The organism is Vibrio olivae (assembly GCF_042428525.1).
Taxonomy (GTDB): Bacteria; Pseudomonadota; Gammaproteobacteria; order Enterobacterales; family Vibrionaceae; genus Vibrio; species Vibrio olivae.
Genome location: NZ_JBHMEP010000001.1, coordinates 1918338 through 1941386, shown reverse-complemented (window position 1 = coordinate 1941386; position 23049 = coordinate 1918338). Strand labels below are relative to the sequence as shown.

16 protein-coding genes are annotated in these 23049 nt (G+C 46.3%); 14 read left to right on the top strand and 2 right to left on the bottom strand.

Annotated features, from left to right (window positions below; all coding sequences use genetic code 11):
* Positions 1–187: 187 nt before the first annotated feature.
* The 3 genes from recC (at position 188) to recD (ending at position 9626) form a co-directional block, all read left to right on the top strand.
* The gene (recC, locus tag ACFFUV_RS08985; protein WP_390191373.1) at positions 188–3649 is read left to right on the top strand and encodes an exodeoxyribonuclease V subunit gamma; all 3462 of its coding nucleotides are present in this window, start codon (positions 188–190) and stop codon (positions 3647–3649) included.
* A gap of 248 nt (positions 3650–3897) precedes the next feature.
* Positions 3898–7515: an exodeoxyribonuclease V subunit beta gene (gene recB / locus ACFFUV_RS08980; protein WP_390191372.1), complete on the top strand. Its 3618-nt coding sequence runs from the start codon at positions 3898–3900 to the stop codon at positions 7513–7515.
* Complete coding sequence (gene recD / locus ACFFUV_RS08975; RefSeq protein WP_390191370.1) at positions 7512–9626, top strand: exodeoxyribonuclease V subunit alpha; 2115 nt, start codon at positions 7512–7514, stop codon at positions 9624–9626. The genes recB and recD overlap by 4 nt, the downstream gene beginning before the upstream one ends.
* 24 nt (positions 9627–9650) lie before the next feature.
* Here the strand turns inward: recD and ACFFUV_RS08970 are convergent, their stop codons facing one another.
* Both ACFFUV_RS08970 and argA read right to left on the bottom strand, forming a co-directional pair.
* On the bottom strand, positions 9651–9839 hold the full coding sequence (locus tag ACFFUV_RS08970) for a hypothetical protein (protein ID WP_390191368.1): 189 nt from the start codon (positions 9837–9839) through the stop codon (positions 9651–9653).
* Positions 9840–10037: 198 nt separating this feature from the next.
* A complete protein-coding gene (gene argA, locus ACFFUV_RS08965) occupies positions 10038–11375 on the bottom strand; it encodes an amino-acid N-acetyltransferase (RefSeq protein WP_390191365.1) in 1338 nt (445 codons plus the stop codon).
* A 176-nt stretch (positions 11376–11551) separates the two neighbouring features.
* On the opposite strand from argA, the gene ACFFUV_RS08960 reads away from it, so the two are divergent.
* The 11 genes from ACFFUV_RS08960 to der all read left to right on the top strand — a co-directional run bounded on the left by ACFFUV_RS08960 (position 11552) and on the right by der (position 22978).
* Positions 11552–11983: a DUF2850 domain-containing protein gene (locus tag ACFFUV_RS08960; RefSeq protein ID WP_390191363.1), complete on the top strand. Its 432-nt coding sequence runs from the start codon at positions 11552–11554 to the stop codon at positions 11981–11983.
* Between the two features lie 72 nt (positions 11984–12055).
* A complete protein-coding gene (gene mltA, locus ACFFUV_RS08955; RefSeq protein WP_390191362.1) occupies positions 12056–13174 on the top strand; it encodes a murein transglycosylase A in 1119 nt (372 codons plus the stop codon).
* 79 nt (positions 13175–13253) lie between these two features.
* Entirely contained in the window at positions 13254–14066 is an 813-nt protein-coding gene (tcdA, locus tag ACFFUV_RS08950; RefSeq protein ID WP_390191360.1) for a tRNA cyclic N6-threonylcarbamoyladenosine(37) synthase TcdA, read from the top strand.
* Between the two features lie 10 nt (positions 14067–14076).
* Positions 14077–14508, top strand: a complete 432-nt coding sequence (gene csdE, locus ACFFUV_RS08945) for a cysteine desulfurase sulfur acceptor subunit CsdE (RefSeq protein WP_390191358.1) — start codon at positions 14077–14079, stop codon at positions 14506–14508.
* A 167-nt stretch (positions 14509–14675) separates the two neighbouring features.
* Complete coding sequence (gene rlmN, locus ACFFUV_RS08940) at positions 14676–15803, top strand: dual-specificity RNA methyltransferase RlmN (protein ID WP_390191356.1); 1128 nt, start codon at positions 14676–14678, stop codon at positions 15801–15803.
* Between the two features lie 319 nt (positions 15804–16122).
* Positions 16123–17058 (top strand): cytoskeleton protein RodZ, encoded by a 936-nt coding sequence (gene rodZ, locus ACFFUV_RS08935; protein WP_390191354.1) that lies wholly within the window; start codon positions 16123–16125, stop codon positions 17056–17058.
* An 8-nt stretch (positions 17059–17066) separates the two neighbouring features.
* A complete protein-coding gene (ispG, locus tag ACFFUV_RS08930) occupies positions 17067–18185 on the top strand; it encodes a flavodoxin-dependent (E)-4-hydroxy-3-methylbut-2-enyl-diphosphate synthase (protein ID WP_390191353.1) in 1119 nt (372 codons plus the stop codon).
* Between the two features lie 29 nt (positions 18186–18214).
* Positions 18215–19483, top strand: coding sequence for a histidine--tRNA ligase (gene hisS, locus ACFFUV_RS08925; protein WP_390191351.1), 1269 nt, complete (start codon positions 18215–18217; stop codon positions 19481–19483).
* A gap of 66 nt (positions 19484–19549) precedes the next feature.
* Positions 19550–20164: a YfgM family protein gene (locus ACFFUV_RS08920; RefSeq protein ID WP_390191350.1), complete on the top strand. Its 615-nt coding sequence runs from the start codon at positions 19550–19552 to the stop codon at positions 20162–20164.
* Between the two features lie 13 nt (positions 20165–20177).
* Positions 20178–21338 (top strand): outer membrane protein assembly factor BamB, encoded by a 1161-nt coding sequence (bamB, locus tag ACFFUV_RS08915; RefSeq protein ID WP_390191348.1) that lies wholly within the window; start codon positions 20178–20180, stop codon positions 21336–21338.
* A 155-nt stretch (positions 21339–21493) separates the two neighbouring features.
* Complete coding sequence (gene der, locus ACFFUV_RS08910) at positions 21494–22978, top strand: ribosome biogenesis GTPase Der (protein ID WP_390191345.1); 1485 nt, start codon at positions 21494–21496, stop codon at positions 22976–22978.
* The last annotated feature ends 71 nt before the right edge of the window (positions 22979–23049 follow it).

Genomic DNA, 23049 nt, shown 5'->3' with positions numbered 1-23049 from the left:
ACAAGTGTAACCCAATTCTTAGTTGGTTTTATGACTCTGGTTTGATTGAAGATCAAACGCGTTCAAGATGGGGTAGTAACTGAGTAGGGCTTAACCTTTTGCGAGGTTCATCAATGGTTTTTGCTCTGGAAACTAGGCGCGCTATGCTAACCTTGAGCTAATTTTGGTCATGAGGCATCAAGCTACTGTGTTTACGGTTTATCACTCAAATCAAGTCGACATTCTCAAATCTTTGCTGGTGGAGTTGATTCGCTTGAATCCTCTGCAAAACCCTTTTGAGCCCGAGCGAATTTTGGTGCAAAGTCCTGGTATGTCGCAGTGGCTGAAAATGGAACTCGCCAATGAATTTGGAGTGGCGGCAAATATTGAATTTCCTCTGCCTGCGACGTTTATTTGGCAAATGTTTACGCATGTTCTCCCTGATGTGCCTGAGCGTAGTGCTTTCAATAAAGAGGCGATGACTTGGAAACTCATGCACGTTTTGCCTCCACTGCTCAAGCATAGTGAGTTTGCTCCTCTTGAGCGCTATCTGCGTGACGATCAAGACGATGGCAAACTGTATCAACTAGCGGAAAAAATTGCCGATATTTTCGATGGTTACCTCGTTTATCGACCAGAATGGATCGCGCAGTGGGAAGCGGGTAAGAGTGTTGCTGAGCTCGAAGACCAACATCCATGGCAGCCGATTTTATGGCAAGCGCTTTATGACCATACCGTGGCGCAAGGACAATCGCCTTATCACCGCGCGAATCTGTACGAAGATTTTATCGAGAGTTTACAACAAGGGGCGATTCCCCCTAGCGCCTTCCCTGAAAGATTGTTTGTTTTTGGTATTACGTCTCTACCTCCGCGCTACATGGATGCGTTAAAGGCCATGGGCGAGCATATCGATGTCCATCTGATGTTCACTAACCCTTGCCGTTACTACTGGGGAGAAGTGCGAGATCGTAAGTATTTAGCGCGTTTGGCCGCCAAACATCGTCAACACTTGGTGTGGCAACAGGATCACTCACAACTTGATGGACACAGTGAGCAGCTTAAAGGGTCATTAGAAGCGAATATAACGGATGAACTGCATACCGATGCGGTCGGCAATAGTTTACTGGCCTCAATGGGGAAGCTTGGTCGTGACAATATGTATTTGTTGTCACAGTTGGAGTCTCACGAAATTGAAGCGTTTGTCGATGTCAGTCGTGATTGTTTATTGCATCAGTTGCAAGCCGATATTCTCAACTTAGAACAGCATCAAGACGATAGTCTTTTGCTGTCTAGCGAGCATAAGCAAATTATCGCGGAAGAAGATCGCTCATTAACACTCCATGCTTGCCATTCGCCAATGCGTGAAGTCGAAGTCTTACACGATCAACTCTTGGCGATGTTTGATCGTGACTCTAGCCTCAAACCGCGCGATATTATTGTCATGGTCGCGGATATCAATGCTTACAGTCCTGCAATCCAAGCGGTATTTGGTAATGCGCCAGGTGAGCGTTTTATTCCTTATTCGATTTCCGATCGCAGCGCCGATCAAGAAAGCCCGATTCTCAATGCTTTTTTGCAACTTGTGGCTTTGCCACAGAGTCGTTGCCTGGCTTCTGAGTTACTGGAGCTACTTGAAATTCCTGCGGTAATGGCGCGCTTTGCTTTGAGTGAAGAGGAATTTTTACTGGCCAAACAATGGGTGGAAGCATCAGGTATCCGCTGGGGACTGAATGCTCAAACGGCGGAAGAGTTTGATTTGCCGGCAAATCGTCACAACACGTGGCAATTTGGTATTGAACGCATGTTGCTCGGTTACGCGATGCCGGAATCTGCTGGGCTTTTTGAAACGCGTGAAGGTGAAAAAATTGCGCCATATAATGAAGTACAAGGCCTCGGCGCAGAGCTGGCAGGTAAATTGGCTCATTTTATAGAGACTGTCAGTCACTACCATCAAGCTCTGGCGATGAGTCAGTCTGTTGAGGAATGGCGCGATAAGCTCTACCAAATGCTGGATGATTTTTTTGCTGTTGAACTGGAAGGTGAGCTGGCGTTAAAAAATATAACTGATACGTTATCCCAGCTTAAACAGCAGCTTAGCGATGCGGGCTATCAACAACCGTTATCACCTACGGTTGTGACTCAATACCTACAAGATAAACTTTCTGGCACACGAGTGAGTCAACGTTTCCTCGCGGGACAAGTCAACTTTTGTACCTTAATGCCAATGCGTTCTATTCCATTTCGCGTCGTTTGCTTGTTGGGAATGAATGATGGGGTGTACCCGCGCTCCATGCCGCCTGAAAGCTTTGATTTGATGACAGGAAGAACGCGTCCGGGCGACCGCTCTCGCCGTGATGATGACCGCTACCTCTTTCTTGAAGCCATGCTGTCTGCTCAGCAGGCGCTGTACATCAGTTATGTCGGGCGCTCAATTCAAGACAACACGGAACGCGTACCCTCCGTGCTGGTGTCTGAGCTGATGGAGTATTGTCAGCAGAACTATTGTTTACCAAGCGATACATCGCTGGATGTTGACCGCTCAGGGCATAAGCTTGTTACGCACCTCACCACCCACCATCCGATGACGCCTTTTAGTCCAGACGCATTTCGCGGTGATGGTGCGAGTTATGCCAAAGAGTGGTTACCAGCGGTTAATCGCCGCGGAGAAAAGAGTGGTGAGTTTCAACAGCCCGTTGATGATTTTACGCTCGAGGCAAGCTTCCCGTTCGAACTGGATTTAGTCGAGTTACAACGTTTTTGGCGTTTGCCTGTTCAATATTTCTTTAACCGCCGCTTAAAAGTGGTGTTTGAACCTCCGTTACCAGTGATGGAAGATGAAGAGCCATTCGCTCTCGATGGTTTACAAAGCTACCAAATTCGAGATGCTTTGCTTGAGCGTTTTTTGCAAAGTGCAGAACAAACCCCACAAGCTTTGAATGATGTGGCTAAGCAGTTCGTTGAGCAGCAGCGCGCCCAAGGCAAGTTGCCTTATGGTGCATTTGGTGAGATTGAGTTTGAAACGAATCAGGTCCAGATTCAGGACTTGCTCAATGAACTGCTGTTTATTACTCAAGCTCCGCAAGAGGACGTAGATATCGACCTTGAGTTTGACTTTTTAGGGGCGGATAAACCGGTACGTTTACAAGGTTGGTTAACTCAACATTATCAGTCTGGGTTGGTGCGCTACCGAACCGGAGGCATTCGTTCACAAGATATTCTCTCAGCGTGGATTGATCACTTATCGATGGCTGCATCAGGGGTTGTAAAACCGACCCATATTCTCGGTTATTCGCGTAAAGAAGGCGTCGAGCATCTTCGTTATCCACCGCTTAGTGATAGCCAGCAAGCGAAAATGTGGTTACAAGCTTTGATTGAACTGTATTTCCAAGGCATGAGTGAGCCGCTGCCTTATTTTCCCAAAACAGCACTGGCGTCAGTGGAAGCGGGATTTAGTCGTGGAAAATGGGTCGATGACCAAGGCAAATCACTCAAGAAAATGGCGGATACATTTAACGATAGCTATTTATTCGCTGGGGAAGGGAGTAATAGTTATATTCAACGAATCTGGCCACAATGGAATGACACACTGGCCAGTCAAGCCTATACCTTGGCAAGTTTGGTCTTACAGAACCCGCGCTTACTGCTGCAGGATAATGAGGAGGAGAAATAATGGCCGCCAGAAAATCATTATTGTGTGTAGGGCGTTCGCTGTGCGGCCATAGGTCAGAGGGACCGTTATAGGGTGACGATGATACTTAGCTCATCGAAGTTGCGGCGATAGTAAAGGCTGACTTCGGTGACGTCCGTGAGTCAGATCTCACTACTTAGCAAATTAAAATTAGGTGTGAGCTTAGGAGTTAAATAATCTGGCCTAACTCACAATTAGAACAGCGTATTGCAATGAAAGGTCTCAATACTATGACAGTTAAGGCACAGCCAAAAGCCTTGGATATGATGACATTCCCTCTTCACGGTGCTCGTCTCATCGAAGCGTCGGCAGGAACAGGGAAAACATTTACCATTGCTGGGCTTTATCTGCGTTTATTGTTAGGGCATGGTGCAGATAAGCAGCGCCATGCTAAACCGCTGACGGTGGATCAAATTTTAGTTGTGACGTTTACGGAAGCCGCGACCGCGGAACTGCGTGATAGAATTCGTCGCCGGATCCACGATGCGCGAATGGCCTTTGCTCGTGGTCACAGTGATGATCCAGTGATTAGACCGTTATTGGACTCAGTGACTGATCACCGTGAAGCGGCAAAAACCTTACTGCAAGCAGAACGTCAAATGGATGAAGCCGCAGTCTATACGATACATGGTTTTTGCCAGCGGATGCTGACTCAAAATGCCTTTGAATCAGGCAGCCGGTTTAATAACGAGTTTGTGACGGATGAAAGCCACCTTAAAGCGCAAGTGGTAGCCGATTATTGGCGACGTTATTTTTATCCTTTGGGATTAACACTGGCCGGTGAGGTCAGGCAGATTTGGTCTTCACCACACGCGTTACTCAAAGACATTAGCCAATATTTGAGCGGTCAAGCTCTGACGCTTTCTGAACCTGAAATGGACAGCGAGCTTGCCGAACTCCATGAACACAATTTGCAGCAAGTTCAATCGCTGAAAAATCGTTGGCTTGAGCACAGCCATGAGTTTCTCGAGCTGATTTCAAATTCCGATATCAACAAGCGCAGCTATAGCAAAAAGTCGTTGCCAAATTGGCTTGAAGCGGTGGACCTTTGGGCGAACAGTGACACGCATGATTACCATACACCAGAAGCGCTTGGAAAATTTGCTCAGAATGTGCTGCTTGAGAAAACCCCAAAAGGTGAAGCGCCAACTCACTCGGTCTTTGAGTTAATTGAAACGTTTCTTGCTGCAGATGTGTCGCTCAAAAGCCCATTAATGGCGCATGCCATTCGTGAATGTCGAACCATGTTGATAAAAGCCAAACAGCAAAAGCAATGGCTATCGTTTGATGATCTTCTTGCCCAGTTATCGGCGGCGATTGATCAAGATGATCAGCAGCAATTGGTCGCCCGCATTCGAGAGTTATATCCGGTGGCGATGATTGACGAATTCCAAGATACCGATCCGTTGCAATATTCGATCTTTAGCCGAGTGTATCTTAACCACCCCGAGTGCGGGTTGTTTATGATCGGAGATCCGAAACAGGCGATATATGCGTTTCGCGGTGCAGACATTTTTACTTATATTAAGGCGCGAAACCAAGTTTCTCAACATTACACTCTAGGGACAAACTGGCGATCGAGCGCTGAAATGGTTGCCGCTGTGAACCAAGTTTTTTCAGCCGCAGACAGCCCATTTATCTACGATGAAGATATTCCATTTTATCCGGTCAATGCTAGCCCAAATGCCAATCAACGCTTTTGGGCTATCGGTGACCAAAAACAGCCAGCCCTCACTTATTGGTTGCAACCTGCCGATGATAAACCACTAAGCAAAGGGGGTTACTTACAAGTCATGGCGTCGGCAACCGCCAGTCAAATCCAAACTATTCTCACCGCCTCTCAGCAAGGTATGGCATCGCTGTGTAATGGCGATAAACGCACGGCGATTAAAGCGGGCGATATCGCGGTTTTAGTTCGTACCGGAAGTGAAGGTCGATTAATCAAGCAAGCACTTGCTGAGCAGGGGATTGCCAGTGTGTATTTGTCAAATCGAGACAGCGTGTTTGTTAGTTCGGTCGCTCAAGACGTTCAGCGTTTATTGCAGGCAGTGTTAACTCCAGAGCAAGACCGTGCGCTGCGCGCGGCATTGGCTTGCGAAATGTTTGCGCTGAATGCGGCGCAACTTGATGCGCTTAATAACGATGAAAACGCGTGGGAAAATGCGGTTGAAGAGTTTAAAGAGTATCGCAAACTCTGGCAGCAGCGAGGCGTATTACCCATGCTGCGTAGTGTCATGAGCAAAAGACACATTGCCGAGCGCTGGTTAGCCGAAGAAAAAGAGCGCCAACTGACGGATATGATGCACCTCGGGGAATTACTGCAACAGGCAAGCAGTGAGCTTGAAAGTGATCATGGGTTACTACGCTGGTTAGCGCAAGCAATCAGTGAGGCTGAACAAGGGCTTAGCGGTAGCGACGAGCAAATTCAGCGTTTGGAGTCAGAACGTAACTTAGTACAGATTGTGACTATCCATAAATCCAAAGGACTGGAATATGATTTGGTGTTTTTGCCGTTTGTCTGTGCGTATCGGGAAGCATCGGAAGCTAAGTACTACGACAGCGAGCATGATCGAATTATGCTTGATATATCAGCCAATTCAGCATCGCTTAAGCAAGCAGATAAAGAACGTTTAGCAGAAGATCTTCGTTTAATTTACGTCGCCCTCACGCGTGCTGTCTACGGCTGTTTTATTGGGGCGGCGCCGCTGCGTAACGGGCGCTCAACCAAAGAGCCAACAGGTGTGCATTTAAGTGCGATTGGCTATCTGCTGCAAAACGGAGAGCCAGGAACGATTTCTGATTTAAGTGCTGCCATCGGTCAGCACGCATCGCAATTGTCATGTGTCAGTTATACCGAGCCGCCCGAGTTAACTTCCGAGCGTTATCAGGCGATATCTTCAGAATCCAATGATTATCAAGCCAGTGAGCTTAGCCAAGCGGTGGATCGCTTATGGCGTATTACCAGTTATTCTGGGTTAATTAAGCAAAGTCACCACAATGATTATGATGCGACGATGGAAGTTTCTGGCTTTGATATTGATTCAGCGCAAGAGCAGGGTGAGCAAGAACTGATTGAGCCGCAGCAGAGTATTTTTACGTTTCCCAAAGGCGCTCGCCCGGGGACGTTCTTACATACTTTATTTGAAGAGGTTCGGTTTACTGAGAGTGCCGACAGTGACTATAACCATCAAGTGATTCGCGAGTTGCTTGTCGAGGAGCAGTTGGATGAATCTTGGTTGCCAATTCTCCAATCATTAGTCGATACGGTGTTAAGTACCCCGTTGGATGGTAAAAATCTTCGTCTCAATACTAAAGATGATCGGCAAAAACTGGTCGAAATGGAGTTTCTTTTACCCATCAAAGTACTCTCTTCTGCGGCGTTAAATCGTGTTGTTCAGCGCCACGATAACCTTTCTGCCCGCGCAGGCGATCTCGGTTTTCAAACGGTGCAAGGTATGCTCAAGGGCTTTATTGATTTAGTCTTCGTCGATCAAGGTAAATATTATGTTCTCGACTGGAAGTCTAACTATTTGGGTGATCGAGTTGAGTGCTATCACGGTGAGGCGCTGAACTCGGCCATGGCAGAGCATCGTTACGACCTACAGTATCAAATTTACGCATTGGCGCTACACCGTTTTTTGCGGAGTCGTTTGGCCAATTATGATTACCAGCAACATTTTGGCGGCGTTTATTATCTTTTCCTACGTGGTATGGATGGGCACAGTGAGCATGGGATTTTCTCTGCAAAACCGAGTGCTGAATTTTTAGATGAAATGGACAAATTAATTGATGGCTTGGAAGTGGACCATCGTGATCAGCAACACGGTCAGATGGAGTTGGGGTTATGAGGGATTTTCGCTGGGAACAGGCACTGAAACAGCTGACTGCGCAAGGTTATCTCCGTCAGCTCGACCATCAATTTGGGCAATTTATTTACCACCAAAGTGATGACTGGACGCTGGCGTTTATTGCCGCGCTGGTCAGCAGTGAGGTGGGAAAAGGGCACATCTGCATGGTGCTTGACCAGAAGGCTCAGACACCATTTGACCCATCAGCGAGTCTAGGTCTGTATGGCGAGATAGCGCAAGCGTTACGTCATCAATGGCAACAGGTTGATTGGCGTGAGCGGCTTTCCTCGTCGCCGATGGTGGCCAGTGAACAATCTGCGTTGCCACTTATTTTTGATGGTAAGCGATTGTATTTAAATCGCTATTGGCACTATGAATGTCAGCTGGCTTCGCGTTTAGTTAGCTTTGGGACACCAGTGAGCTTAGAGCTTCCCATGATCCAAAAGCTTAAATCGCTGCTCGACCATCTTTTTGCGCGTGAATATCGTTATTTATTTAGTGCGCTGAATCAGGCCAAACAACAAGGCCGAGATAACCAAGTAAGCCGTCAGCAATTAGTATGCGATATGTTGGATGTGATAACGCCACATACACTAGACTGGCAGGCGATTGATCAGGTATTGGTGAAGGCGTCTCGGGTAGACGCGCTGACGGAGTTGGATGATTTGATTCCTAACGCCGTGTGTCTGAACTGGCAAAAAGTGGCGGCAGCAATGGCGCTAACAAGACGTTTTGCTGTGATTTCAGGTGGGCCTGGCACAGGGAAAACCACCACGGTGGCGAAACTATTAGCCGCGTTGGTGGCGCAAGAAAAGCAGCAAGGAGCGTTGCCCAATATTAAATTGGTGGCCCCCACCGGCAAAGCCGCTGCACGGTTAACCGAATCCATCGCTAAAGCGGTTGATTCACTGGCAGTCAGTCCAGACGTTAAGCAACATATCCCCACAGAATCAAGTACTTTGCATCGTTTATTAGGCGTCATTCCTGGTAGTGCCGAATTTCGTCATCACCAAAAAAATCCGCTGCATTTAGATGTATTAGTTGTCGATGAAGCCTCGATGGTGGATTTATCGATGATGTATAAATTGGTCGATGCGTTGCCTGCGCATGCTCGATTGATTTTACTTGGTGATAAAGATCAGCTTTCTTCCGTTGAAGCCGGAGCGGTACTTGGTGACATTTGCTCATTTCATCGATTTGGTTATAGCCAGACGCAAAGTACAAGACTCGCCGAATTGACAGGGTTTGAAAGTTTAGCCAACACCAATGGCCATAATCGCGACATAGCGGATAGCCTGTGCATGCTGCAAAAGAGTTACCGTTTTGATGGTCGTTCGGGAATAGGGCAATTAGCTAAGGCGGTCAATGCAGGTGATAGCACGCAGATCGATGCCGTATTTGCCAATGCCGCTTTTGATGATATCGCGCATTTTGACTTAGATAGCCATCACTACCATCAGATGCTTCAAACCTTGGTTAGCGAATATCGTCATTACCTCGAGCTGCTTAAGATTGATAAATCGGATATCAATCATTCACAAATATCCCCTCAGCAGCAGCAAAACATCGCAAAACAAGCGCTAGAAGCCTTTAATCGCTGCCGATTGTTATGCGCTATTCGTGAAGGTGATTTTGGTGTAAAAGGGCTTAATCAGCGAATTGAAAAGGCGCTCGCGGCGCGGCGTCTAATTCGTACTCAAGATGAAGTTTGGTACTCAGGCAGGCCGATTATGATCACTCGTAATGATTACGGGTTGGGGTTGTATAACGGTGATATTGGTATTTGTATTCAAGAGCCTGGAGAGAATGGACGACTTAAGGTCTATTTTGAACAGTCAGATGGCACAATCAAAGCGGTATTACCAAGTCGTGTCCCTGAACATGAAACGGCGTATGCAATGACGATTCATAAGTCGCAAGGCAGCGAATTTGACTTTACGTTAATGATTCTGTCACCTGACTTCACGCCAATTGTCACTCGAGAACTGATCTATACCGGAATTACACGAGCGAAAAAGCAATTGAACGTTTATGCCAATATTGGCTTACTCAAGCGTGGTGTACAAATACAGACTCAGCGCGCAAGTGGATTGGTGGAGAGGTTAAGTTAAGAATGCATGGAAAACTCGGTCGGTTTAACCGACCGAGTTGAATAAACTGCTAAATGAGATTTTTTCGATGTTGTATTTGATTTGGTAGTTGAGAATAAAATTTCTCAATGGTTCAGTAACCGGAAAAACACAATGGACGTGTTGGCCGTGTAGAAGTTCATTGTCAGCCATGTCCCAAAAACTTTGTACTGAATTACAAATAATGGTCTTCATTCAATCGTTGCTCTCAGTGATATTTTATCGACTTAAAAGCAATCCCTGCGTGTTAAATGCTTATTCAATCATAAGATTGATCAATTCGCTTCCTAGGAATTGAGGCGAAATATTATACGATCAATATCACAAAATAAAGGTTAATTTTTAACCTTTATAACTAATTGATTATGAACTTAAATTCCTATCGCTCTCTAATCATACTTGGAGAACAAGGATTTTAGATTTGCGTTGATAGTTATACAGCCCTTGCTTTTTCATCGGTAGACCTTCGACGCCAATCTCGGTAAAGCCCTGTTCTCTGAACCAATGCAAGCTATGAGTTGTTAATACGAAAATTTGTTTAATGCCCTGCGAACGGGATTGGAGCTTCATGTGGTTGAGCAGTAGAAGACCGCGGTCGCCATCTCGATACTCCGGATGAATGGCAACACATGCCATCTCCGCCATATTATCTTCTTTATATGGGTAGAGCGCCGCACAGCCGATGATTAGGCCATCTTTCTCGATGATGGTAAATAGCGTGATTTCTTGTTCGAGTTGCTCACGCGAGCGTCGTACGAGAATACCTTGCTCCTCAAGCGGGCGAATCAGTTCCAGAATGCCGCCGATGTCATCAATATGCGCTTGCCTTACTTGCTCGGCACTAGCGGTAACGATTTGCGAGCCAATACCGTCAAAAGAGAACAGTTCCTGAATCAGGGCGCCATCTTCTTTGTAACTGACTAAATGACCACGCGGTACTCCCGCTAGACATGCGCTGGTCGCAGCACGAATAAATCGTACCGTGCCTGAACTTTGCTCGCTGCTCGGATCATAATCTGCTTCCAACTTCTGCAATACTTTTTCTGCCTCACGAGGGAAGAGCTCCGCAATGACGTGACCATTATCATTCATGATCCCTTGCTCTGAGCAGAAGCCGATGAGTTTATCCGCTTTCAATTTGATCGCGACTTGAGTCGCGACCTCTTCGGAGGTGAGATTAAAAGATTCCCCTGTGACGGAGCTAGCAATAGGGCCAAGCAAAACAATTGAACCTTGGTCTAGCATGCGATTGATTCCTTGACTATCAATGCGCCGAATACGACCACTATGACAATAATCAATGCCATCATCGACACCAAGCGGCTGAGCGATCACAAAGTTACCGCTAACCACATTGAGCTGAGTCCCCGCCATTGGCGTGTTGTTAAGGCTCATTGACAATTGAGCGGTAACCGCCAGTTGTAGGCGACCGGACGCTTGCATCACAAAATTAAGGGCTTTTTCGTCGGTAATGCGAATGCCTTTGTGATATGGAGTTGAATAATTATGTTCTTCTAAAAGCGCATTAATTTGTGGGCGAGCACCATGCACCAAGACAATCTTAACCCCTAAGCTATGAAGCAAAGAAAGATCGCTAATGATATTGGCAAAGTTATTATCGGCGATAGCTTCACCGCCGAGCATGATGACCATGGTTTTATCACGATGCGCATTAACGTAAGGGGCGGATTGACGAAAGCCTTTGACAAGAGCGGTGCTGCGAATTTTCACAAAATACCCATTTATTTTGAATTTATATGTATAAATACTGATGTTTTATTCTTTTGAAGGCAAGTTAATTTTGGAATTAGACAGCCATTTTGTTGTTAGCGTCGTTGTTGGGGCATTTATCACTGAGATAGATTAATTGACTGTAGAGAAATAGAGACAACACTTAGAGAACGCTTGTGAGTAAAGTTGTAGCAGAAAACCAACAAAAGGGTGAGATGAAAACACCGCAGAGAAAACTGGTTGAGCGCATGGTTATTGCCATTGCCGTGGTTGGCACCGTGGTGGTTGTTTCTATATTTGGCAATATTGGTCAACACATCAGTGAGATTATGAATCCTAAGTCATCCGTCTACGGAACTTGGGTGGAGCAGAATGTGGCGACGTATGCGGCAGAGAAAATAGTGCTGTCTAAACATGGAGTGACGATTAAAGGAAGAGTGGTCGCGACTCAGTTTGAGTTTGATGGTACTGAATTGAGTTATCAATTCGGCAACCACACGCTGCGTTACAAAATGAAAGATCACAATAATGCCGAAATGAAGCGGATCTCATCGCCGCATTACCAGCCCGTGTATCGATTGTCAGGAAAAGACCAAAATCGTTACTAATCATAATGGAATGATTGAGATTTGAGACGGAGTTTGTCATCCTCATTACAACTTAACTTGAGGATGTTTTTTGTGTTCAAACAATGCCTGCCTGTCGCAACGTTAGCCTTACTTTTTGGTTGTGCCCAGCCTACTGATCGTGCTCAGCAGTACGACAATAAACAGTTCCCTGAAATCTTAAATCCGACCGTTGCGATTGACTCCAATAAACCACGTGATTACAGCACGTTTTACACTCAAGCCGAGCAAGTTGTTGAAAACTCGCCGTCAATGGCCGCCATTTATCAACCACTCTACGAAAAACTCAATGATTGGGTGTTGGCCAGTGGTGATCCGAAAGAACTCACTCAATATGGAATACAAGCCGCTCAGCTTGGTGGAGGCGACAGTAAAGGCAATGTCCTGTTCACGGGGTACTTTTCACCGGTTATGGAACTGCGTCATACACCTGATGCCAAGTTTAAATATCCCGTTTATGCCAAACCTGAATGTGAGGCGGATTGTCCAACACGAGCTCAGATTTATAACGGCGCGTTGAGTGAGCATGGCCTAGAGCTCGGTTATGCTGCGAACATGATTGACCCATTTATCATGGAAGTTCAGGGCAGCGGTTTTGTTCACTTTGAAGATGATACGCTCGAGTATTTTGCATACGCGGGTAAAAATAACAAAGCCTATGTGAGCATCGGTAAAGTGCTGATTGAACGTGGGCTTGTTGAGCGTGAAAAAATGTCGCTTAAGGCCATAAAAGATTGGGTATTGGCGAATGATGAAGAGACCGTACGCGAACTTTTAGAACAAAACCCCTCATTTGTTTTCTTTGACCCACGCTCTGCAGCACCAGTGACTGGGACGGCGGGCATTCCTTTATTGCCGATGGCTTCGGTGGCGGGAGATCGCACTGTGTTTCCAATGGGAACTCCTATTCTTGCCGAAGTGCCGCTGCTAAATGCGGATGGGACGTGGAGTGGGACGCATCAATTACGTTTGCTGGTGGTTCTTGATACTGGCGGCGCAGTCAAACAAAACCACCTTGATTTATACCATGGTATGGGACCACGAGCGGGGACGGAAGCGGGGCACTATAAGCACTTTGGGCGTGTATGGAAACTTGGCTTACAAAACTCACCCACGGAAGCGCCTTGGGTCATGCCGCCAGAGCGAAAACCGCAAACGGAAGCCAAAGAGTAACGTAGAACGAATCTAGACTTTTTGATCAAGAGTGCGTATAAAACGCACTCTTTGTTTTTGTACGGATTGGGCATTGATTATGCGTGAACTTGAGACGCCAGCTTCTGACAGTTATAACCAGCGATTTGGGGGCACTCGCCGCCTATATGGGGATCAACAAGTCGAGGTTCTTCGTGCGGCACATGTTTGTGTTATCGGTATTGGTGGGGTGGGTTCATGGGCTGCTGAGGCGCTAGCACGCAGCGGTATTGGCCAACTGACTCTGATTGATATGGACGACGTGTGCGTAACGAATATCAATCGCCAAATTCATGCTATGAGCGGCACCGTAGGGCAAAGCAAAATCGAGGTGATGGCTGAGCGCATTGCGCTGATTAACCCAGATTGTAAGGTAAACCTCATCGATGACTTTATTACGCCAAGCAACCAGCACGAGTATTTGTCAAAAGAGTACGACTATGTGCTGGATGCGATTGATAGCGTAAAGGCAAAAGCGTCTCTGCTGGCCTATTGCCGTAGTAATAAAATTAAAGTGATCACCACCGGTGGTGCGGGTGGGCAAACCGATCCGACACAAATTAAAATCGCCGATTTAACTAAAACCATTCAAGATCCATTGGCGAAAAAGCTCAAAGATACCTTGCGCCGTCACCACAACTTCCCGAAGAACCCGCAGCGTAAATTTGGTATTGATTGTGTTTTTTCGACCGAGCAACTGAAATACCCACAAGCGGATGGCAGCGTCTGCGGGGTTAAATCAACCGCAGAAGGGCCTAAGCGTATGGATTGCGCCAGTGGATTTGGTGCCGCAACTGTCGTGACTGCGAGCTTTGGGTTTATCGCCGTCTCGAGAATCATCGAAAAACTGATTCAAAAGCATTATAACGCTTAGGGAGCACTGTATGTCCGCATTGCCTTATTCTCCGTTTGGTCCTGAAATAGACTCCGATTATGTGGTTACCACGATGCAGCCCCTCACCAGTTGGGAAGATCGATATCGCCAAGTGATTCAGTGGGGGAAAAAGCTGCCAGTTATGCCGGATACCCTCAAAACCGAGCAAGTCAAAGTTTCGGGATGTGAAAGCCAGGTTTGGCTCGTGGGAGAGCAACATGACAAACAGTGGTTTTTCTGTGCTGACTCCGATGCGCGTATCGTTCGTGGCCTCATTGCATTGGTGATGGCGGCGTTTAATGGCAAGACGGGCGCTGAAATCGAGCAGTTTGATATTCAACACTACTTTCAACAAACCGGGTTGATTGCGCATTTAAGCCCATCAAGAGGCAACGGCTTGAACGCCATTGTGGCTCAAATCAAGCAGCAAATAATGGAGTGATTGATCGTTTCTTAAGCGACGATTTACACCTTTATTTTGTTGTATAAACTTTAATCATTGCGTTTTTAATGCCTTAGTAATTACAGGGTGTTACACCCCTTGTTGTCGTTGAATAAAGGCTGTACAATTCGCGCCCTTAATTATCGTTCCGTCATTTGTGAGGTTTCATGACCACTGAAAAAATCAATCTACTCGATTTTGATCGCAAAGGTCTGCGTGAATTTTTCGCTGAAGAGCTGGGTGAAAAAGCATTCCGTGCCGATCAAGTTATGAAGTGGATCTACCATTTCGGTGTCGATGACTTCGAAAAGATGACCAACATCAACAAGAAGCTGCAAGCTAAGCTGATTGAGCGTTGTGAAGTCACAGCGCCTACCGTATCAGAAGCGCAGCATTCGTCTGATGGCACCATTAAATGGGCTATGAATGTTGGCGATCAAGATGTTGAGACCGTGTATATTCCAGAAGATGATCGCGCGACGTTATGTATCTCATCTCAAGTCGGATGTGCGCTTGAATGTAAATTCTGCTCAACCGCTCAACAAGGGTTTAACCGTAACCTAAAAGTGTCTGAAATCATTGGTCAGTTATGGCGAGCGGCGCGTGAAATTGGTTTAGAAAAAGAGACGGGTCGTCGTCCAATCACCAACGTGGTGATGATGGGAATGGGTGAGCCACTGCTTAATATGAAAAACCTTTTGCCTGCCCTTGAGTTGATGCTAGATGATAATGCGTTCGGATTATCAAAACGTCGCGTTACCGTTTCAACGTCCGGCGTTGTTTCTGGGCTCGATCAAATGACCGGAAAAATCGATGTTGCTTTGGCTATTTCCTTGCATGCACCAAACGATAAGCTGCGTAGTGAAATTATGCCGATTAACGATCGCTGGGACATTGACGACTTCCTTGGGTCTGTTCGCCGTTATATTGCCTCTTCCAATGCAAACCGCGGTAAAGTAACGGTTGAGTATGTACTTCTAGATCACGTGAACGATGATATGGACCATGCTCGTGAATTGGCACAGCTAATGCAAGATACGCCTTGTAAGATTAACTTGATTCCGTTTAATCCATACCCAGGATCGCCTTACAAGAAACCCAGCAACTCACGCATTGACCGTTTCCAAAAGACGTTGATGCAGCTTGGTCATACTGTTACTGTGCGTAAAACCCGTGGTGATGATATTGATGCAGCCTGTGGTCAGCTGGTCGGCGATGTCATTGATCGTACTAAACGAACTAAAATGCTTGCTGCGGCGAAAGGTGAGACGATCCCAGTTAAAGCCATGCAGTAAAATCAGTTTTATAAGCCGGAGTTGTTACTCCGGCTTTTTTATATGCAAGACGACAGGTTGAAGTCACTCGTTTGTTAATTTTGGGAAAAAGCTTGACCCGTCTGCGATTTCTAAACCTTCCTCGTGTTGTGTATTGACTAATATCTATTAGAATGTTGAATTAACTAATTGATTTATCCTATTTGAGACTATTTCATCAAAATAGGCGGATCTTTATGACCCAATTTCCAAACATTTAGCCTGATCCGGTGTCACTACTAAAGGAAAAGAACAAAAGTGACAAAGCATCTGGCACACAATAAAAGAGATAGCACTCCGTATGAGTATTGAAAGCGAATTAGAACAGACCCAACCATCTCAACTTCAGCCAGGAACTATTTTAAAGCGCAAACGTGAAGAGCTCGGACTGAGCCAAAAGCAGATTGCAGATAGACTACGTTTGCGTTTAACCCTTATTCAAAATATTGAAGAAAATCAATATGAGGACGGTCAGGTTGCCACTTTCACTCGTGGCTATTTACGTTCTTACGCCAAGGCTGTGGGTATTGATGAGAGTGAGGTGTTGGGGGCGCTTGAGAGCACAGGTGGTGTTCGCTCTGAAGAACATGAGATGCAAAGCTTCTCGCGCAAAACCAAGACCGACAAACATGACAGCCGCATTATGTTACTCACTTGGGGGATTTTTGCTGTCATCATTGGTATTTCATCGGTGTGGTGGTGGCAAAACCAAAAAAATGATGATCTCACGCCTCCGCCAGCAGAAAGCCAAGCGCAAGTGGAAGACATACCTGAAAGTGATGCTCCTATGTCTGCGTCAGAGACAGATTTTGTATCGTTAGAAGCGCTAGAAGATGCGGAAGAGACACAAATTGACCCGCAAGAGAGCAGTGCTGCTGAAGAAGATACACCATCTGTCGAAGATAGTCTTGATGCCGCGATCACGGACGAGGAGATTGTTGACGCTCAAGACTCCCAGCAAAACACTGAAATACAAGAAAATACAGCGCCAGTGGTGTCGCCAAATTTATTGGTGATGAACTTTGAAGCGGATTGCTGGATTCAAATTAAAGATGCGTCGGGTCGAACTTTAGCGACAGGCGTAAAAAAAGCCGGACAAAGTCTAGAATTGGATGGTGCTAAGCCGTATCGTGTCGTTTTAGGCGCTCCAGAAAACGTCTCAATGACATTAGCAAGTGAACCTGTCGACCTTTCTGGGTATACTTCAGGCAAAGTAGCACGATTCACCTTACCTTAGATATTACTATGCAACACGAATCTCCGATTAAACGTCGTCCATCTAAACGAATTTATGTGGGCGACGTTCCTATTGGTGATGGCGCACCGATTGCGGTTCAGTCCATGACCAATACTCGAACCACTGATGTAGAAGCAACAGTGGCGCAAATCCGTTCTTTGGAAAAAGTGGGTGCAGACATTGTTCGTGTCTCGGTGCCGACCATGGAAGCGGCGGAAGCGTTTAAGCTGATCAAACAGCAAGTCCAAGTCCCCTTAGTGGCTGATATCCATTTTGACTATCGTATTGCGTTGAAAGTGGCGGAATATGGTGTTGATTGCTTACGTATTAACCCAGGTAATATCGGTAAAGAAGATCGCATTCGCGCAGTCGTTGACTGTGCCCGTGATAAGAACATTCCGATTCGAATTGGGGTTAACGGCGGCTCGCTTGAGAAAGATCTGCAAATGAAATACGGCGAGCCGACACCAGAAGCACTGGTGGAATCGGCGATGCGTCATGTGGATATTCTTGATCGTCTCAATTTTGACCAGTTCAAAGTTAGCGTAAAAGCGTCTGACGTTTTTCTTGCGGTGGATTCTTACCGTTTGCTGGCAAAACAGATTGATCAACCTTTGCATCTTGGTATCACTGAAGCTGGTGGCGCTCGTGCTGGAGCCGTGAAATCTTCCGTCGGTTTAGGTATGCTACTGGCAGAAGGTATTGGTGATACGTTACGTATCTCGTTGGCGGCTAACCCGGTTGAAGAGATCAAAGTGGGTTTCGATATTTTGAAATCGCTGCGTATTCGCTCGCGAGGCATTAACTTCATTGCTTGCCCAAGTTGTTCGAGACAAGAATTTGATGTCATTGGTACAGTGAATGCCCTTGAACAGCGTCTTGAAGACATTCTCACTCCAATGGATGTCTCAATCATCGGGTGTGTGGTCAATGGCCCTGGTGAAGCAGAGGTTTCGCATCTAGGGTTAGCGGGCAGTGCCAGAAAGAGCGCTTTCTATGAAGACGGTAAACGTCAAAAAGAGCGTTTTGACAACAATGATCTTGTGGATCAGCTTGAAGCCAAAATCCGCGCAAAAGCATCGATGATGGACGAGCAAAATCGTATCAGCATCAATATCAAAGATTAATTTTCTCAACCAGAATTACGGTAAGTATTGTGGCAAAAACTATTCAAGCAATTCGAGGCATGAACGACTGCCTCCCAACCCAGTCTCCACTGTGGCAAAAACTCGAAAATACCGCCAAAAATGTCATTAGCGCTTATGGATATAACGAAGTGCGTATGCCGATTGTCGAGATGACGCATCTGTTTAGCCGTGCGATTGGTGAAGTCACTGATGTGGTTGAGAAAGAGATGTACACCTTTGAAGATCGTAACGGTGACAGCCTAACTTTGCGTCCTGAAGGGACAGCAGGTTGTGTTCGTTCTGGTATTGAAAACGGCTTACTGTACAACCAAGAGCAACGCCTTTGGTATATGGGGCCAATGTTCCGCCATGAACGTCCTCAAAAAGGTCGTTATCGTCAATTCCACCAATGCGGTGTTGAGGTGTTTGGTATTGATGGCCCTGACGTCGACGCCGAGCTGATTATGATGACAGCACGTCTATGGCGTGAGTTGGGTATCGATAAATACGTTCGCCTTGAACTTAACTCAATCGGTTCACTAGAGGCTCGTCAAAATTACCGTACGGCGTTGATCGAATACCTTGAACAACATACTGAGGTATTAGACGAAGACGCCAAACGTAGAATGTACACAAACCCTTTGCGTGTACTCGACACTAAGAATCCAGAGATTCAAGCTATTTTGGGGGATGCCCCACGTCTTTCTGATTATTTAGATGATGAATCTAAACAACATTTTTCTGGATTACGTGAACTTCTTGATGCTGCAGGTATCGAATACACAGTTAACGAATGTTTAGTGCGTGGTTTGGATTACTATAACCGCACTGTTTTTGAATGGATCACCGAAAGCCTAGGTGCTCAAGGTACAGTATGTGGCGGTGGACGTTATGACGGCCTTGTTGAACAACTTGGCGGCAAAGCGACGCCAGCCGTTGGTTTTGCCATGGGCCTTGAGCGTTTAGTTCTGATGCTAGAAACGTTAGAACTTAACGATGTCCGCCGTAGTGTCGATGCTTATGTTGTCACTGCTGGCGAAGGCACAATGATGGCGGGAATGAAACTCGCCGAACAATTGCGCGAACAAGTTCCTGGCCTTCGAGTGATGAATCACTTTGGTGGTGGAAACTTTAAGAAACAATTTAAACGTGCGGATAAAGTCGGCGCCGCAGTTGCTTTAGTTCTCGGCGAAAATGAAGTGGCAGATAACACAGTGGTGGTGAAAGACCTCGTCGGTGGTGAGCAAACCACTTATGCACAAAGTGACGTTGCCGCCAAACTGGCAGAACTTATTTAAGTTAACGACTCAAATTCAAAATGGTGATTTGATATCACCATTTTTTTAGATTTAAGAGGGCAGGAAGTGGAACTCTACGATACTGAAGAACAACAAGTTGAACAGATTAAAGAGTGGTTTAAAGAAAATGGCAAACCTGTTGTTGCTGGTTTAGTTATTTGCTTAGGCGGCATTTTTGGTTGGCGTTTTTATCAAGATACAGTCACCGAGGCGCAGGAAGCTGCTTCGAAAGCCTACACGGCGACGATGACCTCACTGCAGGAACAAGGGACTGATGCTCAGTCATCTGTACAAAGCTTTATTGATGCGAATAAAGACACCGAGTACTCGGTTCTGGCTGCTCTGCAATTGGCAAAAGTGCAAGTAGAGGCCGAGCAAGCTGATGCTGCAATTGAGCAGCTAACTTGGGCGAAAGGTGCAACATCGGATGATGCGTTGAAAGCGGTGATTAACTACCGTCTCGCGCGTTTACACGCAGATCAGCAAAACTATCAAGCCGCACTTGATGATCTCAAGCAGATCAGCGCTGAATCTTGGAAAGGTCGCGTTGCCGAATTGCGTGGTGATATTCAATTAAGCCAAGGTAACAATGACGCGGCTTATATTGCATACACCGAAGCTCAACAAGCTCAGGACGCAAGCCAGACGCTGCAAATGAAATTGGATGATTTGGCCAAATAACAAGGCGTGAACAATGAAAACATTGCTTCGTAAAGCTCTAATCTCGGCCGTGGTGATGGGTGTGCTTGCTGGCTGTGCCAGTGAGGAAGACACCATTGTCATGGCACCGGTGCCAAGTGTAGACAACCAATTCACTCCTAAAATGGATTGGGCGACGTCTATCGCTGATGGTGTTGGTGAATATTACTCTAAGCTAAAGCCTGAATACGCGTATGATCATGTGTTTGTCGCGAGTCGAAGTGGACTCGTCAAAGCCCTTGATCCAGAAAACGGGAAAACGGTTTGGCAAATTGATTTAGAAAAAGATGTGCCAGCTCGTTTGTCGGGCGGGATCACCGCTGGCTACGATAAAATTTTTATCGGTAGTGAAAACGGCAGTGTTACGGCGCTCAACGCAGAAAGCGGTGAAGAAGTTTGGCACAGTAATGTCGAAGGTGAAGTACTTGCTGCACCTACGACCGACAGCAATTTGGTTATTGTTAATACCAGCCGTGGCATGCTTGTCGCGCTTGACCAAAATACTGGCGAACAGAAATGGACCATTAGCACCGAGGTGCCGAACCTCACCTTACGCGGTGATAGCCAACCGGTTGCGGCTGGTGGTGGTGTATTTTGGGGAACGGCAAATGGTCGCTTAGCGGCAGCAGTTGTTGACCGTGGCCAGCTTATTTGGCAACAGCCGATAGGCACTCCGCAAGGTGCGACTGAAATCGACCGTTTAGTGGATGTAGACGCAACCCCAGTTGTTATTGGCCCTGTATTATACATTGCCGGTTACAACGGTCAGCTCACCGCCATTGATCTACGTTCTGGTAAGCCAGCGTGGAAACGCCAGTATTCATCGGCCACCGATCTCGCTTCGGATGGCAACCGTATTTTCGTCGTAACGCAAGATGACCATTTAGCGGCGGTAGATGCGCGTAGCGGCACTGAAATTTGGACCAATGATGAACTTGAAAATCGTCTACTAACGGCACCAGCGATTATTGATGGTTACTTAGTGGTTGGCGATAGCGAAGGGTATCTGCATTGGCTTGATCGTGATAGTGGTGAATTTGTTGCTCAGCAACATGTCGATAGCAGCGGTTTTGCCGTGGCACCAATCCAACTCGATGATGGTTATGTGCTGGTAACTCGCGAAGGCGAAGTAAAGAAACTAACGATCAACGAATAATAACGTGATATAATTCACAGTCGGCTCCTGGTTGGTAACAGCTAGGGGCCGTTTTGTTGAGTTAAATCCTAAAGTGTGTGGTTATAGGCAAAGACAGCGCAAAGCCCGCTATCCTTACCTATAACTACATAGAAAGAAATATTGTAGAGGTTACTATGTTACCTGTTGTTGCCCTCGTGGGCCGCCCGAATGTGGGTAAATCGACGCTGTTTAACCGCCTAACGCGCACTCGAGATGCGTTGGTGGCCGATTTCCCGGGCCTCACCCGTGACCGTAAATACGGTCAAGCAAAGCTTGGTGAACACGAGTTTATTGTTATCGATACGGGAGGTATTGATGGCAGTGAAGAAGGCGTTGAAAATGAGATGGCGCGTCAATCGCTAGCGGCAATTGATGAAGCAGATGTCGTCCTATTCCTTGTTGATGGTCGCGCAGGTCTCACCCCATCGGATGTGTCGATAGCCAATCATTTACGTCGCACCGAAAAGCCTAGCTATTTGGTCGTGAATAAAGTCGATGGTATCGATGTTGACGCTGCCAGTGCCGATTTTTGGCAATTGGGGATGGAAAGCATGTACCAGATTGCTGCAGCTCACGGACGTGGTGTTAGCTCGCTGATTGACCGTGTTCTTAACCCATTTGCAGAGAAATTGCTTAAAGAGTCACAGCAGATCGAAGATCTGACTGGTGATGAACAACCAGAGCAAGAGCAACTTGAGTTTACGGAAGAAGAAGCAGAGCAAGAGTTCCAGCGTCTTCAAGACCAACCCATTAAACTGGCGATCATTGGTCGTCCAAATGTTGGTAAGTCAACATTGACCAACCGCATTCTTGGCGAAGAGCGTGTGGTTGTTTACGATATGCCGGGTACAACCCGTGATTCCATCTACATTCCAATGGAACGTGATGGACGTGAATATGTACTTATCGATACTGCGGGTGTTCGTCGTCGTAAGCGTATTAATGAAACCGTAGAAAAGTTCTCAGTGGTTAAAACATTGAAAGCCATTGAAGATGCGAACGTGGTGATGCTGATCATTGATGCACGCGAAAATATCTCTGACCAAGATTTGAGTTTATTAGGTTTTGCTCTTAACGCTGGTCGCTCGATTGTTCTCGCCGTTAATAAGTGGGATGGCTTAGATTCCGAAGTAAAAGAATACGTGAAGAAAGAATTGGATCGCCGTCTTGGCTTTGTTGATTTTGCGCGTATTCACTTTATTTCAGCGTTGCATGGCACTGGGGTTGGGCACTTATTTGAATCAGTACAAGAAGCGTATAAATCGGCAACGACTCGTGTCGGTACGTCCGTGTTGACTCGCATCATGAAGATGGCAACGGAAGATCATCAGCCGCCAATGGTTCGTGGCCGTCGAGTAAAATTAAAATACGCTCACGCTGGAGGGTATAATCCACCGATTATTGTTATCCATGGCAACTTGGTGAATGAACTTCCAGATTCGTATAAACGTTATCTGATGAACTACTATCGCAAGTCTTTGGAGATCATGGGAACGCCAATTCGTATCCAATTCCAAAACAGCGAAAACCCATTTGAGAAGAAAACCACTAAAGCGACATTATCTCAGGAGAGAAAGCGTAAGCGCCTAATGAGTATGATGAAAGATCGCAAGAAATAGTTTTCTTGATTGAATCAAGCGCCGAACGATGAAGATCGTTGGCGCTTTTTTTATCTTTAGGTTTTGTCATC

Coding starts and splice junctions, on each gene's coding strand:
- recB (WP_390191372.1), top strand. CDS start 3,898: ATGACAGTTAAGGCACAGCCAAAAGCCTTGGATATGATGACATTCCCT.
- recD (WP_390191370.1), top strand. CDS start 7,512: ATGAGGGATTTTCGCTGGGAACAGGCACTGAAACAGCTGACTGCGCAA.
- ACFFUV_RS08970 (WP_390191368.1), bottom strand. CDS start 9,839: ATGAAGACCATTATTTGTAATTCAGTACAAAGTTTTTGGGACATGGCT.
- tcdA (WP_390191360.1), top strand. CDS start 13,254: ATGCGTGAACTTGAGACGCCAGCTTCTGACAGTTATAACCAGCGATTT.
- csdE (WP_390191358.1), top strand. CDS start 14,077: ATGTCCGCATTGCCTTATTCTCCGTTTGGTCCTGAAATAGACTCCGAT.
- rlmN (WP_390191356.1), top strand. CDS start 14,676: ATGACCACTGAAAAAATCAATCTACTCGATTTTGATCGCAAAGGTCTG.
- rodZ (WP_390191354.1), top strand. CDS start 16,123: ATGAGTATTGAAAGCGAATTAGAACAGACCCAACCATCTCAACTTCAG.
- ispG (WP_390191353.1), top strand. CDS start 17,067: ATGCAACACGAATCTCCGATTAAACGTCGTCCATCTAAACGAATTTAT.
- bamB (WP_390191348.1), top strand. CDS start 20,178: ATGAAAACATTGCTTCGTAAAGCTCTAATCTCGGCCGTGGTGATGGGT.
- der (WP_390191345.1), top strand. CDS start 21,494: ATGTTACCTGTTGTTGCCCTCGTGGGCCGCCCGAATGTGGGTAAATCG.